The organism is Lacibacter sp. H407 (genome assembly GCF_037892605.1).
In the GTDB taxonomy this organism is placed as follows: domain Bacteria; phylum Bacteroidota; class Bacteroidia; order Chitinophagales; family Chitinophagaceae; genus Lacibacter.
Genome location: NZ_JBBKTU010000001.1, coordinates 1,735,968 through 1,752,822, shown reverse-complemented (window position 1 = coordinate 1,752,822; position 16,855 = coordinate 1,735,968). Strand labels below are relative to the sequence as shown.

The 16,855-nt window shown below is 42.6% G+C and carries 8 protein-coding genes; 4 read left to right on the top strand and 4 right to left on the bottom strand.

The annotated features are described in order from the left end of the window. Positions 1–10: 10 nt before the first annotated feature. Positions 11–1,519, top strand: coding sequence for a pyridoxal phosphate-dependent decarboxylase family protein (locus tag WG989_RS07600; RefSeq protein WP_340428451.1), 1,509 nt, complete (start codon positions 11–13; stop codon positions 1,517–1,519). Positions 1,520–1,559: 40 nt separating this feature from the next. Here WG989_RS07600 and WG989_RS07595 read toward each other — a convergent pair whose 3' ends face one another. The 4 genes from WG989_RS07595 to WG989_RS07580 all read right to left on the bottom strand — a co-directional run bounded on the left by WG989_RS07595 (position 1,560) and on the right by WG989_RS07580 (position 13,748). Beyond that, positions 1,560–2,825, bottom strand: coding sequence for a vWA domain-containing protein (locus WG989_RS07595; RefSeq protein WP_340428450.1), 1,266 nt, complete (start codon positions 2,823–2,825; stop codon positions 1,560–1,562). A gap of 153 nt (positions 2,826–2,978) precedes the next feature. Next, complete coding sequence (locus WG989_RS07590) at positions 2,979–9,308, bottom strand: Ig-like domain-containing protein (protein WP_340428449.1); 6,330 nt, start codon at positions 9,306–9,308, stop codon at positions 2,979–2,981. A 772-nt stretch (positions 9,309–10,080) separates the two neighbouring features. Then, positions 10,081–11,859, bottom strand: coding sequence for a tetratricopeptide repeat protein (locus tag WG989_RS07585; protein ID WP_340428448.1), 1,779 nt, complete (start codon positions 11,857–11,859; stop codon positions 10,081–10,083). Positions 11,860–12,038: 179 nt separating this feature from the next. Next, on the bottom strand, positions 12,039–13,748 hold the full coding sequence (locus WG989_RS07580) for a tetratricopeptide repeat protein (RefSeq protein ID WP_340428446.1): 1,710 nt from the start codon (positions 13,746–13,748) through the stop codon (positions 12,039–12,041). Positions 13,749–13,940: 192 nt separating this feature from the next. Between WG989_RS07580 and WG989_RS07575 the strand changes: the two genes are divergently transcribed. The 3 genes from WG989_RS07575 (at position 13,941) to WG989_RS07565 (ending at position 16,843) form a co-directional block, all read left to right on the top strand. Then, positions 13,941–14,258: a heavy metal-binding domain-containing protein gene (locus tag WG989_RS07575; RefSeq protein WP_340428445.1), complete on the top strand. Its 318-nt coding sequence runs from the start codon at positions 13,941–13,943 to the stop codon at positions 14,256–14,258. 76 nt (positions 14,259–14,334) lie between these two features. After that, positions 14,335–14,646, top strand: a complete 312-nt coding sequence (locus WG989_RS07570) for a DUF6660 family protein (protein ID WP_340428444.1) — start codon at positions 14,335–14,337, stop codon at positions 14,644–14,646. 40 nt (positions 14,647–14,686) lie between these two features. Beyond that, complete coding sequence (locus WG989_RS07565) at positions 14,687–16,843, top strand: TonB-dependent receptor (protein WP_340428443.1); 2,157 nt, start codon at positions 14,687–14,689, stop codon at positions 16,841–16,843. Positions 16,844–16,855: the final 12 nt, after the last annotated feature.

Below are 16,855 nucleotides of genomic sequence, written 5' to 3'. Positions count from 1 at the left end.
AAAAATATACATGACCACTAACCGTGAAGCAGCCATTGAAATGAACCAGGAAGAGTTCAAACAAATGGGCTACAAATTAATTGACAGCATTGCTGATTTCATCAGCAACATTGATCAAAAACCAGTGACCACCGGCGAAACACCGCAACAGATTCAACAGTTATTAGGTACTGCCTCTTTACCTGAGCAAGGAACAAATGCCTCTGCGTTACTTGAGAGGGCAACCGAATTAATGATGAATCATTCACTGCTCAATGGTCATCCGAAATTCATGGGTTATATCACTTCGTCTGCTGCGCCAATTGGTGCATTGGCAGATTTACTTGCAGCAACTGTGAATCCGAATGTTGGCGCCAACATTTTAAGCCCCATGGCCACTGCTATTGAAAAGCAAACTGTACGATGGTTAGCGGAGTTGATTGGTGTTTCTCCATCGTATGGTGGTGTGTTGGTGAGTGGTGGCAATATGGCCAACTTCACTGCATTCCTTGCAGCAAGAACAGCCAAAGCACCAAAGAATTTGAAAGCGGAAGGTCTTGCAAAAGCCGGAGCTGAACTGGTATTGTATTGTCCAAAAACAACACATACATGGATCGAAAAAGCAGCGGTGTTATTTGGTCATGGTATGAATGCGATCCGTTGGATTGAGACGGATGCAAATAACAAAATGAACAACGATGTGCTGATCGAAACCATTGAAGCTGATCTGCAGAATGGCAAGAAACCATTCCTTGTAGTTGGTACTGCCGGCGATGTGAGCACCGGTGTTGTGGATGATCTGAAAGGCATTGCTGCTATTTGCAAAAAGTATGATCTGTGGTTTCATATTGATGGGGCTTATGGTATACCTGCTGCGGTTATTCCTGAACAAAAAGAATTATTTGCCGGCATTGAAGATGCGGATTCCATTGCACTTGATCCGCATAAATGGTTATACAGTCCGTTGGAAGCAGGCTGTACGTTAGTAAAAGATCCCAATCACTTGATCGATACTTACAGTTCGCATCCTGTTTATTACAATTTCGGCAATAATGATGAAGCTCTTACCCAAAACTTTTATGAGTATGGCTTACAGAACTCCCGTGGTTTCCGTGCATTGAAAGTCTGGATGATGTTGCAACAGGTAGGTCGCAGTGGTTATATCAAAATGATTGATGATGATATTCAATTATCGAAATTGTTTTTTGATTTAGCTGATCAGCATCCCGAGCTGGAAGCAGTAACACAAAACCTGAGCATTACTACGCTTCGTTATGTTCCATTGAATTTTGAAAACTACAGTGAAGTAACCGCAACCTATTTAAACAAACTGAACGAAGCATTGCTGAACGATCTGCAACAAGGCGGCGAGGTGTTCTTATCCAATGCAGTTATCGCCGGCAAGTATTGTTTACGAGGATGCATTGTCAACTTCCGTACATCAAAGAAAGATATTGAAGAGATCATTGAGATCATTGTAAAGGAAGGACGAAAAGTGCAGGCACAAATGAAGAATGAAGAACCAAGTATGCAGCTTTGATCTGCTCTTGATTCTTCATTCAACATGATTGTTTTATTTATTACTGCACCTTCATCTTGAAACGTTTTACCTGTTCGCTAATAATTCGTTCCACTTCTGTTTCAAGTGTTGAAACTGTTGTGCCACCACCATTCTTTTTCTGATCGTTGATGTATTGCTGACGCTGCTGATTCAATGCAATGATCTTTGTTTGAATAGCAGCACGTTCTTTCTTCTTTTGATTCACGATCACTTTCAGTTGTGCTGTTGTTTTGTTCTGTAAACTGTCGGGTAATGTTTTCTTGTCGATCTTTTCAATTTCTGCTTCATTCTCTCCTGCACGATCAACCAGGTCCCAACCTGCATTGTTATATACTTTCGAATTACTTTTTGTTTCGGCACGTTTGATGGCAGCTTTTTTACTCATAGCTTCATTCGCCACATCCATTTGCTGTTGCTTGCTATAGTACTCCTGACCTCTTGCCCCATAGGTGATATAAGTGCCGTTCAATTTCTCATTGAGTTTAAAGATCTCATCATCATAAGGTGTCGCAATGTCTTCGATCTTATGATCCTGGTTGATGTTGCTGAAGCTGCCGTTACCACATTCCCCAACCAGATTCCAGTATTCACGAATACCCTGCTGACGATCGCCGCAATAAATGGTGTTCACGATCACGCCTTTACTTTTTGCTTCCGTACAAGCCTGTGTAAAACTCACATTGCCTTGGCGGAAACTTTCATTCCCTGCAATAAAAACAACTTTGTATGAATTGGGGTTTGCATCCCACTTTAGTTGCTGTATTGATTTGAAAATAACATGGCCACAATATTCATCACCACCATTGGTAGTTAAGGCAAACAGATTTTCAGAAAGCGAATCAAGATCAGTAATGAAATTATTGATCTGTTTGATATAACCACTACGCACATCATTCCGTGGTGTACCATATTCATACAAAGCAATTTCAATTTTTGGATTGGCTTTGTTATCGCAATGTACACGACCGAGTGTATTCACCATTGTCCAGAGTTGAGCTTTTGCCTGATCGATTAGTCCATCCATACTATTACTTACATCAAGCAAAATAGCGACCTGTATTTTTTGATCGGTTGTTGGAGGAGGAAGTGTTTCATTTTGTGCCGATTGCGTTTGCGTTTGCAAAGATGGTGTTTGAACGGCTGAAGGATGTGGTTGAGTCTGAGTTTGTGTTTGTGTTTGTGTAATTACTTGTTTACGTTTTTTAGGTTCATTAAATGCTGACACGGTAACAATAGCTGCGAGTATAACTACAGCAGCCAGTAATGGTTTGCGATACGATTGCATAGCGTTGATTTTTCAATTGGATGCAGTGGCTTGTAAAAATGCACAAGATGAGAAAACTGTTTGCATTGTTTTAACAGTAAGCCTTTTTATTTTTTCGAAATAAAAAGGCCGCCCGTAGAAACAGGCGGCCTCACTTTACTTAAACCAATAAAATTATCGACGTATCAATTTTACTGCCTTACTATTCTTCCCTTGTTGTACCATAATAAAGTACATACCGGGAATGTATCGATCACCAAAGCGGATGGTGGTGCCAGACATCACATTTTCTTTTTGTTCTACCACTCTGCCCAGTTCATCCATTACACGTACCAAAATGCGATCGGTTGTGTTACTGCTTTTCACGGTTAAGGTGAAGTAACTGTCGCTCGGGTTTGGTGCGGTGATGACTTCGAAGGTTTCGGTTGTAAACTCACCTTCACGTTTGGTTGGTTTACCTCCACCACCTGTACTGCCGCCTCCACTTGTTGCATCAGGGTTTACGATGGTAACAACGCTTCCCGCTTTTACAACCGTTATTGGGTCAATATCATCGCTTGCTCCCGGTTGATTATCGTAGAACACTTCACCGGTATTCTTATTGAAGATCTTCATACGAATTTTATCAATGCCTGTTCCATTTAACTCACCATCTACAACTGTCATAATAAAGCTCACACCACTTTGTCCATTCGTGATCTTGCCACTTCCTCTGAACTGTGCTTTGGCTCCTGAGATGGCGAGGTACTCGTAGTTGAGCGCATTGAATTCGAAGTCGCCTACTTTAAACTCCAGTTGTGTTTCACCTTTTGGATAAGTAGCCGTTTTGAAGTAGTTGCTCTGGAAGCCATAGCTCACCATTCCCTTTGCGGACGGGTTGGCTGTTTGTGCTCCTGCCTCTGAGTAAAACTTACCACCACCAAATGCATAGCCTCCGTTTGGATCATAGATCACCACAATGGCATCCATATCGCCATTGGTATTAGCATAGCTTACATTACCGTTCTGATCGATGATTTCCATTTTCAGTTTGTACACACCTGCTGTGCTGAATTTATAACTACCGGTAACCGTTCCGTTTTTCAATCCACTTGGTTCGGCTGTTACTCGGCCTGTAACAGTGCTGTTATCAATTACCCAACGGGCGGTGTGCTTGTTACCTGGTACATCCCAGAAGGTGCCCGCAAAACTTACGGTGCTTCCGATTTTGTAGGACGAGCCACTCATTGGTGCAGTAATATTATGTGCTACGATGACATTGGTTGTTGACTGTGTTGGGTTGCCCGATGCATCTTTACATTCAACTGTTATCGTATAAATTCTACCATTACCCGAACCAGACCGTTCTGCACGCAGGTTAACGGTATTATTGCTTGTGATTTGCCAATCACCTGCAACATCATCATCACCTGTTCCTTCCTGTGGTTCGTTACTGCTTACACTGATGATCTTACAATCGGGTGTGCCACAATTATCGGTGCTCACGGTTGTTACAGTTACGGCTTTCATTTTATGGTTTGGAGGCCAGAGTGATGAAGGACTGGCTTTAACACTGCTGATTGTTGGCGCTATATTGTCAACCACTGTTACTGTGGCTGTTGCACTGGCTTCATTTCCATTTACATCTTTTACTGTTAATGTAACCGTGTTCGCTCCAACATTGGCACATGTGAAGCTGGTAATATTTAGTACTCGTGTGGCAATAGCGCAATTATCAGTTGAACCATTGTCAACTTGTGCGGCCGTTACATTTGCGTTGCCATTTGCATCCAGGTAAACGGTTACAGATTGGGTTTTAACTGTTGGTTTGATATCATCAACAACAGTTATTGTGGCTGTTGCACTTGCTTCATTTCCATTTACATCTTTCACTGTTAAGGTTACCGTGTTCGCTCCAACATTTGCACAGGTGAAGCTGCTTATATCCAAAGTTCGTGTTGCAATACCACAGTTGTCGGTTGATCCATTGTCAATCTGGGCTACTGTTACACTTGCTGTACCTGCTGCATTCAGATACACGATTGCAGATTGCGTGTTAACCGTTGGCGGCTCACTGTCAGCAACTGTTACTGAGAATGTGCTTCTACTGACACCGCAATCATTTTCAGCGACCAGCAGTACATCAGTTGTGCCCACGTTAAAAAAGGAACCACTGCCAGTGCCCGGACCTGATCCATTGGTAGCACCCGAAAACTGATAGGTAACTACGGGTGCAGGGTTGCCTGTAATTGTACTTGAGTAAGTAACGGCTGCCCCGCATTGGCCGGCTGCATTCGCAACATTGAGATTTCCCGGTCCAACAATTGAAGCGGCTGTATTCACCGTTACTGTTACTGATGCACAGGTAGTGGTATTGCAAATGCCGGCATAACGTACAAAATAGGAGGTTGTGCCAGTGGGCGAAACAGTAATACTGTTACCCGTTCCAATAAGCGTGCTTGCGCATGAGCCGGCAAACCACTGTGCTGTAGCACCAGTTCCCGCTGTTCCACCTGCTATCGTTAAGGTGGTACTTTCGTCAGCACAAATAATGAGGTTACCTGATGCACCCGTTGGTGCAACGGACAACGTATTTACCGTTACTGTTCGCATTGCACACTCGGTGGTATTGCAATCACCTTTATAACGTGCATAATAAGTGGTGGTGGTAACAGGCGATACAGTAATAGCATTTGTTCCTGTTTGTATAGGTGTGCCTCCGCATGAGCCGGCAAACCATTCTACTATTGAACCAGTACCCCGTATTCCGCCAGAAGCCGTCAATGTAGTACTTCCTCCGATACAGATAATGTTTGTGCCGTTGATAGTTGGCGCCGTTGATAAACTTTTTACTATTACCGTTATAGTAGCACAGGTGGTAACATTACAAATACCGGCATAACGTACATAATAGGTTGTTGTACCCGTGGGCGAAACAGTAATGCTGTTACCTGTACCAATAGGCGTGCCTCCGCATGCACCCGTAAACCATTCTGCTGTAGCACCAGTGCCTGCAAATCCACCGGCTGCTGTTAACGTGGTGCTTTCGCCGGAGCAAATAACGAGGTTACCTGTGGCACCAGTTGGCGCTACGGATAACGTGTTAACCGTGACTGTTCGCATTGCACACTCTGTTGTATTGCAACTGCCTTTATACCGTGCATAATATGTGGTTGTAGCAGCAGGAGATACATTAATCGAATTTGTTCCTGTTTGTATAGGCGTGCCCTCACATGAGCCGGCAAACCATTCTACTATTGCACCCGTACCCGCTGTTCCACCCGAAATCGTTAATGTGGTACTTCCGCCACTGCAAATCGTGTTTGTGCCGGTAATACCTGTTGGCGCTGTTGATAAGGCTTGAACTGTTACTGTTACTGATGCACAGGTGGTGGTATTACATATTCCACTATATCTTACAAAATAGGTAGTGTTGCCCGTTGGCGAAACAGTAATGCTGTTACCAGTTCCAATAAGCGTGCTTCCGCATGAACCGCTAAACCATTGGGCTATTGCACCAGTACCCGCTGTTCCGCCCGAAATCGTCAGCGTAGTATTTCCACCGCTGCATATCGTAGTAGTGCCGGTAATACCGGTGGGCGCTGTTGATAAGGTTTGGACTGTTACCGCAACGGATGCACAAGTGGTGGTATTACATGTTCCACTATATCTTACAAAATAGGTAGTGTTGCCTGTTGGTGAAACAGTAATGCTGTTACCCGTTCCAATAAGCGTGCCTCCGCATGAACCGCTAAACCATTCTGCTATTGCACCAGTACCCGCTGTTCCACCTGAAAGCGTCAGCGTAGTACTTGCACCACTACAAATTGTAGTTGTACCGGTTATACTTGTGGGCGCTATTGATAAACTTTGAACCGTTACCGCTACCGATGCACAGGTGGTGGTATTACATGTTCCACTATATCTTACAAAATAGGTCGTGTTGCCTGTTGGCGAAACAGTAATGCTGTTACCCGTTCCAATAAGCGTGCTTCCGCATGAACCTGCAAACCATTGTGCTGTAGCAGCAGTTCCCGCTGTTCCACCCGAAAGTGTCAGCGTAGTACTTTGACCGCTGCAAATCGTGGTTGTGCCGGTTATACTTGTGGGCGGTGTTGATAAGGTATTTATCGTGACATTGACCATTTGCGCAGGTCTGCATTCAGTATTTGCCGGCACAGGCGATAACACTGCGTAGATGAACCCGTTGCCAGATGGTAGCGCAGATGTGGAAGTAGTTGCCACTGTGCCATTGTCTGTCAAACTACTGTTTGCCAAAGAGGCTATCACTGTCCCGCCTGTATAGGGATCAGTCGTTTGTTCATTAAAGTATTTAAATGTAATACCATAAGTAGCACCCATACCCATTAAGCCCGAAGCTGTGAGCGTAACATTAGTGCCTTGGCAGGATGCAGGTGTGGGGCTTGTAGTGATTGAAGAAATGGAAGGACATGGTTGAACCTGTACCTGTAGTTCATAGGCCCCCATATCAATAACACCAAACTTGCGTGGCTTAGAATCCAAGTCGAGTGAATAAATAACACCCTCCTGGTATAATTCATCACTGCCAGCATTAATTGCAGGTGAACTTGATGATAAGCGGAGATCTCCGGCAGCAGCGTTGACAAATTGAGGATCGGTTTTAAGATTACCTGTACCGAAAAATCCTGTTTGAACAATGGAGTAAGTCACTTTAATTATTCCATCTGTTATCCAATAGAAAATTTCGGGGCCTTCCTCTCCTGCAGCGTTCTCCCAAAAAATAGAGTTAACAGCCTCACAGTTGCCCGTTAAATATAAGGCTCCTCCTTTTTGAGTTGCACGATTACCATTAAAAGTTGAATTAATAACATATAAGTAGGACCCTGTATTGAAAACTGCGCCACCGTTGGTTGCCTCGTTTTTGTATAGAAGGCAGTTCACCAATTGCATTCCATAAGGAGTACCTAATGGAATATTTCTATCTTCTGAGAGCATTAATGCCCCTCCGATAGAAGCCTTGTTATTCAAAAACTTGGAGTTATAAAAAATGTTGTATGAATCTTTGCTGTAAACACCTCCTCCGTCTGCAATAGCCATATTTCCATCAAATTCACAATTTAAAAAAACAGCACCACGACCTGAAGCCGCATCAGGGGGTCCCAGATAAACTCCCCCACCGTAATAAGCCCTGTTATTTATAAACTTGCAATTCACAATGAAGGGTGTAGCTTCCAAAATATACATACCACCGCCCAAATTATTTGGCTCATAGACTGTGGATACGAAAGCGCTCCCCCCTCGTATAATAAATCCATCTAACTTACTACTCCCTGTTACACCAGCATCACCTCCATTTATAACATGATGAGAATTTTCAGACATGTTTGTAAAATTGGATGCGTCGTTTCTGTTTAAATCTCCATTTAGAATAGTTGGATTACTTTCCCAAAAGCGCTGATTTAAACTGGTTTCTGTTCCTACAAAACCTCCATATATAGAGACATCTTTTAATAGTTTAAAGGATGCTGTTCTATCATTATCAATGATACCTGTTCCTTCATCCGGATAATAAGTGCCTTTCGCTACCCAAATCTCGGTTACGCAGCCTAGATCATCGTTCAATGCATCTTGTAGATATTTATAGGCATTGCCCCAACTTGTACCATTACCATTGGCAGCCACACCAGCATTTACATAACGGATGGTACTATTTGTTGCATCATTATCGTTGCAATCAAGCGCATTGGCCACATATCCAGCGGGTGCTATGGTTGTAGTGGCTGTTGTTGAAATAGCAGGATTGCCTTTACCATCTCCATCTGCATCCCGGTAAAAAGTAAAAACGGCATCAGTCTCATCGTTTTGTCCGTTACAGTTATTGTCTATATTATCGCTAGGAATTTCTGGTGCATTGGGATATACAGCACTATTTCCATCATTGCAATCGCCACCTGCTATCAGGCCGCTGCTTCTATAGCCTGCACCAGGTGAAGTACATTTGCTAACAGATCCCGTACCTTCCTTCCAGTATCCATCCCCATCAGCATCGAGGTACCAGGTTAGAGCAGTGCACCCACCTCCACCACCTCCACCTCCACCGCCTCCAATTTCAGGATCTAAAATCAGAAACTGACCTTCCGGCCCTTCGCCCTCAACCGCTTCTCCTCCAGCAAGTGTCGTAAATGTGGCGGTTGAAGATGTACTGTTACTCAAAGCACCGGTTACCTTCCAGGTATAGGTTGTACCGGCATCAAGTGCGGTAACAGTTGTTGTGTTGGCAGAAGTGCTTATACTTTTCACCTTCAATCCCTTCCTGTATACTGTTGCTGTATACTTTTCAGCAATTGCAGATTTTGCCCAACTGAGTGTTGCCTGCGTAGCTGTAATATTCGTTGCTTTTAACTGCACAATTGAATCTGCATACGCCGGAACAGCTGTTTTGCTGAACAGGCTTTTGATAACGGTAAACTGCGAAAGGTTGGTTCCCTTTTTCGCATACAGCCCGGCAAAGGCTGCAATACTACTGCCAAGAAGCAGTAGCATAAATAAATGTTTAAAATGGACCCGCTGATTCAGCAGCAATTTTTGGCAGATGGTTTTAACCCTGTACATACATTTTAGGTTTGGTGATTAAGAAAAGTTTGGGCTAACGCAGGGTATCGGAACTGTCAGTTGATGTTATCAGGTATGGCTTCAATTCGTTTTTCGAAAATGAAATACACAAGGAGGATGAGGAACAGGACGGTGATAATCAATACCAGCAGAGTCCAGTCTTTTTTTCTCATACATGCAGTTTCAGATGAAAAAGAATATGGGTGGTAAGGTAGGTTGCAAGCAAAGGGCAATGCAAGTATTTGAAGCGACAAAAGGCTGACAGGTGGGGGTACAAAATACTGACAGGCACCGGACAAAGACCGGACAGCTTAATAAAACCCCTTTGTTATCAACGGGTTCAACTACAGGAGTTTTCAGTACTTAATTTTTAGAACAAGGTTCAAACAGAGTCTTTGTGCAACTTTAAAAAAAGAAAACCCATTAGAAAATGGGTTTTGATACTTGATCTAATCAACATGAGGAAAAAGTAAGATGCAGGTTAGAACGGCCTTAAAACGATTGATGAACCGCTTACCTGTTTTCAAGAAAGATGGTTCTACACGTTGGGTTTCGGACAAACTGCCGTGTAGCTATTTCAATCAATGAATTGTCAGGAACATGAAAATAATGCATGCCTGCATTCATCTGCATTTTTGAAGCAGGACAAAATCCGGACAATTCAAATCGGGAGTCTGTTTTGCCTGGAAAAGATTAAAGTAAATTAAATGCCTGCAATGTATTCGTCGAGATTGATATCGGAGCTTAGTTGAAGACGTTGCCTCAACCGCTGCCTTGTTTTGTGTACACTGTCAACCGAAATGCCTAACATGGCCGCCATTTGTTTGCTGGTTAACTGCATTCGTGTAAGAGCCGCCATGCGTTGCTCGGCCACTGTTATATCAGCCGAATTCTCTTTCAGTTTCTGGAAGAAGGACGGATAAATTTTTTCGAAGAGCGATTTAAATTTCAACCAATCATCTTCAGTTAATATGGTTTGTTGGCTGAGTTCGGTAATCAGCAATTGCTTTTCGGTGGATAAGCTCTTATCCTTTACCTGTTCTTCCAGCTTTTCAATAAGGCTGGTTTTCTCCACAATGTTTTCAGTAAACATAGTGAGCTGCTCACGGGCTGATGAAATCTCCAGTTGAATGCGTTGTTTATCCTGTTCCATTCGCTCGACCTGTAATTTTGCTTTCAATCGCTGTCTTGTAATTGCAAGGAATCCAACAATACCCAAGAGCACAATGGCAGCAATTAATATATTACGCAGCAGTACCTGTTTCTCTTTTTCCTTTTGTAAAGATTGGATACTGTACCTGTTTTTTTCATCGTTGGCCCTTGCTTTGGAAACAGCGATACCACTTAATGCAATCACTCTTTCCAGTGAATCGTTCAGCGCAGCATGTTTTGCATTATAATAAAAAGCACTGTCGTACTCGCCTAATGCTTTAAATACTTCTGTTGCGGTGTATAATGCATTTCTCAAATAATGTACATCGGGATTGTTTTTCAGTAGTGCCATCGCTTCCCGCAACTGTTTTAACGCCGTTGATTTATTCCCTAATTGTACTTGTGTGCGTGCTGCCCATTGCAAAGAATTAGCTGCATTATCAAACAATTCCTCTTTTGTACTGATCCGGTAATCGGTTAACAGCAAAACGAGTGCTGAGTCATATTTTTTTTGCTGATAATAAACCTGTCCCATATTTCCGCTGATGATTCCTTGCCATACTTCCAGCTTTAATTCATCTGCCAATTCCATCGCTTTCCTGTACCAGATAAAAGCTGAATCGTATTGCTGCAGGCGGTGATAACCAAGCGCTGCCGTATTACAGCTCCACATCATTCGTTTTTTTTCATTCGTCGCATTTCGCTGTTCCCATATCGTATAAGCCTTCAGACTATGCTTCACACTTTCTTTGTATTCCCTGATCTTATATAGAATTTCACCAACCACCATATGATTCGGGGGGCTGTTTTCGATGTTAAGTTTCTCATTCAGTTCCAACCCATTCAAAGCATAGGTTACGGCAAGTTCAAGTTCTTTCATAGCATAGCACCTGAGTCCGTAAACAATACTTGTTTGTGCAATAAACCGATCATCTCCGGTTAAATAGGCTTCCTGCATTGCTTTTGCAAACAGTTCCATGGCTTTTGGTTTTACTAGCGGATTGAGTTTTGGTTCGTGATTATTTGAATCGGCTTTAAGCCCTTCGAGATAAACAACTGTGGATTTGATCATGTAGAAATAGGACCAGGCGGCATGCGTTTCCATTTTTTCTTCTAAGGCCGACAAAACCGAATCTGCATTCCCGCTTTTAAAAATTTTCAAGCCTAATGATTCTGCCGAAAACCCACCTTTTTTTGAGGGATCGTTTAACAGCTTTGCTACTTCATCTACGTTAAAACTCTTTGATTGTGCATTCAACGAACACAAACAAAGCAGTGCAAATGAACTGACAATGCAGATGCGGAGTAATTGGGTTTTGAAACAACTCATAATAACAAAATATAAAAAAATAAATGGAGATAACGTCCTCAATGTAGAGGCAGCTTCGCTTATTAAATTGAAAACAGTGTGTCGTAAGATGCTTCTTTTAATGTAAGAAAGTGCATCTTCATTCTCTTGAATCGACTGCAAGCTGATACGAAATTTCGCTATACTGTATCCGGATAAGATCAAATACCGGCAATGTATTCGTCGAGATTTGTATCTGAACTCAATTGCAGGCGTTGACGCAACCGTTGCCTTGTTTTATGCACACTGTCAACCGAAATACCCAGCATGGCGGCCATTTGTTTGCTGGTTAACTGCATGCGTGTAAGAGCCGCCATGCGTTGCTCGGCCACTGTTATATCGGCCGAATTCTCTTTCAGTTTCTGGAAGAAGGACGGATAAATTTTTTCGAAGAGTGATTTAAACTTCAACCAGTCATCTTCCGTTAAGATCGTTTGCTGGCTGAGTTCGGTGATCAGCAGTTGCTGTTCGGCGGATACGCTATTGCCCTTTACCTGCTCTTCCAGTTTTTCAATGAGGCTGGTTTTCTCCACAATGTTTTCGGTAAACATGTTGAGTTGTTCACGGGCCGATGCAATTTCCTGTTGCATCCGTTGTTTTTCCTTTTCCATACGCTCTACCTGCAACTTCGCTTTCAGTCGCTGCCTTGTAATTACGAGGAAACCAACAATCCCCAACAGAATAATCGCAGCGATCAAAATATTACGCTGAAACAACTGTTTTTCTTTTTCTTTTTGGAGAGATTGAATGCTGTATCTGCTTTTTTCATCATTGGCCCTTGCTTTGGAAACGGCAATACCACTTAAGGTAATTACTCTCTCTAATGAATCGTTCAACGCATTATACTTTGTGTTGTAATAAAAAGCACTATCGTAGTTGCCCATTGCTTTGAACACATCCACGGCTGCATAGTAAGTGTTGCGGAGATAGAACATTTCCGGCGTGTGTTCCAGGAGACTGAGTGCCTCCCGTACGTATTTCAAAGCGGCAGATTTATTACCTAACTGCACCTGAATGCGTGCAGCCCACTGCAGCGAATTAGCCGCATTATCGTACAACTTTCCTTCTTTACTGAATTGATGATCTGCCAGAAATAATGCAAGTGCAGTATCGTACTTTTTTTGCTCGAAATACATCTGCCCCATGTTGCCCCCGATAATTCCTTTCCATATATCGAGCTTCAATGCAGTTGCTATTTTGAGTGATGTGTTGTACCAGAAAAAAGCTGAATCGTATTGCTGTTGGCGATGATAACCCAGCGCTGCTGTATTGCTGGTGAACAACATGCCAACAGTATCACCCGGCCGTTTCAATGTTTCAAATATGTGAAATGCCTTAACACTGTTTCTTGCGCATTCCTCATACTCTCTTATTTTATAAAATATCTCCCCCACCACCATGTAATTGTCCGGGCTGTTGGTAATACCCAGTTTCTCATTCAGCTCCAACCCGTTCATTGTGTATGTTACCGCCAACTCGAGTTCTTTCATTATCGAGCAGGAATTTCCGTAAAAAATACTTGCCACTGCAATCAAACGATCATCACCTGATAGATATGCTTCGTTCATTGTTTTTTTCCATAATTCAAGAATTTCCGATTTCGCTGCGGAACTTACCCGGTCTTCTTCTCCTAAGCTGTTGTTACTCGGATCTACATCTTCGTAATAAAGCACTCCGGCTTTCAGTCCATAGATCCGTGCCCGTAATTGATGGTTATCCGCTTTTTCTTCCAACTCACGAAAAATTGCTGCTGACTGTTTGCTTTTGGCAATCGGTTCTACCAACGCATAATCATATAAAACAGCTTTACTGGAATTTCCAGTTAATGATTTGATGATTTCATTTACAGTAGGTGCAGATGTTTCTGCCACAACCGGACAGTTGAAAAGAGAAAACAGCAGTATTGCTATGCAGATTCGGTGCCGGTTGGTTTTGGGACGATTCATAAGCGGGGCTAATATAGAAAAATAAAGCTAACACTGTATGCTGTATGTAAGCAGAAGAATTTTTAGTTAGATGACCTTGCGGACTTCTGCCGAGTTGTACCTTTAAAACAAAAAACTATGCTACTCACAACAACACCCACTATTGAAGGCAAACCCATTCAGCAATACATTGGTATTGTTACTGCCGAAGCAATTATTGGCGCTAATATTTTTAAAGACCTGTTTGCAGGCATCCGTGATATTGTGGGTGGCCGAAGCGGCACCTATGAACGTGTGATTGAAGAAGCCCGGCAAAATGCCTTGGTTGAATTGCAACAAAAAGCACAACAGCTTGGCGCCAACGCAGTAGTAGGTATTGATCTTGATTTTGAAACGGTGGGTAGTGGTGGCAGTATGCTCATGGTGGTAGCAACGGGTACAGCAGTAAAAATATAGAGGCTGTGTGATTTTATTTTTGCAACATGGCAGCAGGAATATTTTCTGTGTGCACAGTTCTATCGTTTAGTTTTGTATGGTGAAATTCATTGTTGCACTGCTTACGGTTTATTTGTTGCTGCTGAACATTTTCCCATGTCCGGAAGAAGTATTTTCATTCGAAGATGAATCAGCAGTTGTTGCAACAACACATTCTTCTGATTCAAATGAAGAGGATGATTGTCCGCCGTATTGCGACTGCGCCTGTTGCGGAGTGCAACTGATGCGTGTGTGCAATTGTGTAAACATCAAAACACCGGCACAGTTTGCCGTATTTCATCCGGTGATCAGCGATCTTCCTGTATTTGATGTTTACCGCCCTATCTGGCAACCCCCAAAGTTGAGTTAACAGCTCCTGTTATTTCTCAACTTAAATCAATCATTCAATCATGCAGAAATTATTCTTGCTGTTGATGCTGGTATGCATCGGCAGTAAAAGCATCGCACAACATTCACTTACCGTCATCGTAAAAGATCAAACAACAAAAGAAGCATTAGCATCGGCAACTGTACTACTCGTTGGTACAAAACAATCAACTGTTACCGACAGCACCGGTACAGCCACCTTCAGTAATTTGGCACAAGGAGATTATACAGTTGAAGTATCGTATGTTGGTTATGAAACAACAAAGGCAAACGTAACAATACCAACGAGCGGGCCGCTCAGCATTTTGCTCGAAGCTGAAGAAGGGGAAGAAGAAGAGATCATCATCACCTCTACACGCAGCACAAGAACCTTTCAAAACATTCCTACCAGGGTAGAGTTTATTGCCGGTGAAGAGCTGGATGAAAAAGCGAATATGAAACCGGGCGACATTCGTATGCTGCTCAATGAAAGCACAGGTATACAAACACAACAAACATCTGCCACATCAGCCAATGCATCTATTCGCATACAGGGTTTGGATGGACGCTACACGCAACTGTTGAAAGATGGATTTCCCTTATTTAACGGAGCTGCCAGCGGATTGGGTTTGTTACAAATTCCGCCGCTTGATCTGAAACAGGTGGAAGTGATCAAAGGCGCTGCCTCCACATTGTATGGTGGTGGTGCCATTGCAGGTTTGGTGAACCTGATCTCAAAAACACCTACTGCTGACCGTGAGTTGAAGTTTCATCTCAATGGCACAAATGCCTTAGGGTTGGATGTAAACATGTTTTATGGTCAGCGCTTCAGGAAATTCGGGCTCACCATTTTTACATCACGCAACAGTAACGTGGCCTATGATCCGGCAGATATTAATCTATCAGCTATTCCCGAATTTCAACGCTATACGGTTAATCCTAGTTTGTTTTTCTATCCATCTGATAAAACGACCATTGTTTGGCGCATCAATGCCGGCATTGAAAACCGGTTAGGTGGCAATATGGATTATATCAAGGAAAATACAAGCTCAGGATACTTTGAAAAAAATAAATCAGAACGGTTGTCGTCGCAGCTATCGATCGATCACGATTTTGGCGAACACAGTCATTTCAACGTTAAACAAAGTGTAAGTTATTTTAACAGACAACTCAGTTCGCCGGGTTATGTGTTTGAAGGCCGGCAGTTGAACAGTTTTACGGAAGCCAGTTATTCCCGTCGTGGAGAAATAGCTGAATGGGTAGCGGGAATGAATCTATGGAACGAAAATTTTGAAGAACGTCCTTACAGCAATTTTCCGGCACGCAACTTTCAACAAAACACCGTTGGCGCATTTGTACAAAACACGTTCAAGGCAAACGAATGGCTGCATATTGAAAGTGGTGTACGTGGCGATTATGTAACAAACTATGGCTTTGCCTTTTTACCACGTGTAGCTGTTTTACTAAAACCATCCGAATCGTTCACTTCACGTATTGGTGGCGGTATGGGTTATAAAGCGCCAACGATCTTTACAGAAGAGAGTGAACGGATCCAATACAGACAGGTGCTGCCAATCAGCGACAACAATAAACTGGAAAGAAGCTATGGTTTTAATGCAGATGTTAACTACAAAACAAAATTGTTTGATGAGATCAGTTTCAACATCAACCAACTATTCTTTTATACACGCATCAACGATCCATTATTACTTACCGGCACCAGTGGTTTCAATTATGTATTTGTAAACAGCAGCGGCCATATTGATACAAGAGGTATTGAAACAAACATCAAATTGGGTTATAAAGATTTTAAACTCTTTCTTGGTTACACGTTTACAGATACTGAAATACATGAAGGCAATAACAAACGTGTAAATCCACTTACTGCACGTAACCGCATTAATGCCGTATTGATGTATGAAGTAGAAGAAAAATGGAAAGCCGGTTTGGAAGCTTACTATTTCGATAAACAACAATTGACCGACGGAAGCACCGGCAGAGCTTATTGGATCACCGGTTTTATGGTGGAACGTTTGTGGGAGAAATTTTCAATCTATATCAACTTTGAAAATTTTCTTGATACAAGACAAACACGTTTCGACAGTATTTACACCGGTTCCATCAACAATCCCGTTTTCCGTGATGTGTATGCACCACTGGATGGTTTTGTAATTAACGGAGGTTTGAAATTCAACCTGTAGATGCATTCAGCA

Excerpts from the sequence above, each read along its gene's own strand:
- WG989_RS07600 (WP_340428451.1), top strand. The coding sequence starts at position 11 with ATGACCACTAACCGTGAAGCAGCCATTGAAATGAACCAGGAAGAGTTC.
- WG989_RS07595 (WP_340428450.1), bottom strand. The coding sequence starts at position 2,825 with ATGCAATCGTATCGCAAACCATTACTGGCTGCTGTAGTTATACTCGCA.
- WG989_RS07590 (WP_340428449.1), bottom strand. The coding sequence starts at position 9,308 with ATGCTACTGCTTCTTGGCAGTAGTATTGCAGCCTTTGCCGGGCTGTAT.
- WG989_RS07585 (WP_340428448.1), bottom strand. The coding sequence starts at position 11,859 with ATGAGTTGTTTCAAAACCCAATTACTCCGCATCTGCATTGTCAGTTCA.
- WG989_RS07575 (WP_340428445.1), top strand. The coding sequence starts at position 13,941 with ATGCTACTCACAACAACACCCACTATTGAAGGCAAACCCATTCAGCAA.
- WG989_RS07570 (WP_340428444.1), top strand. The coding sequence starts at position 14,335 with ATGGTGAAATTCATTGTTGCACTGCTTACGGTTTATTTGTTGCTGCTG.
- WG989_RS07565 (WP_340428443.1), top strand. The coding sequence starts at position 14,687 with ATGCAGAAATTATTCTTGCTGTTGATGCTGGTATGCATCGGCAGTAAA.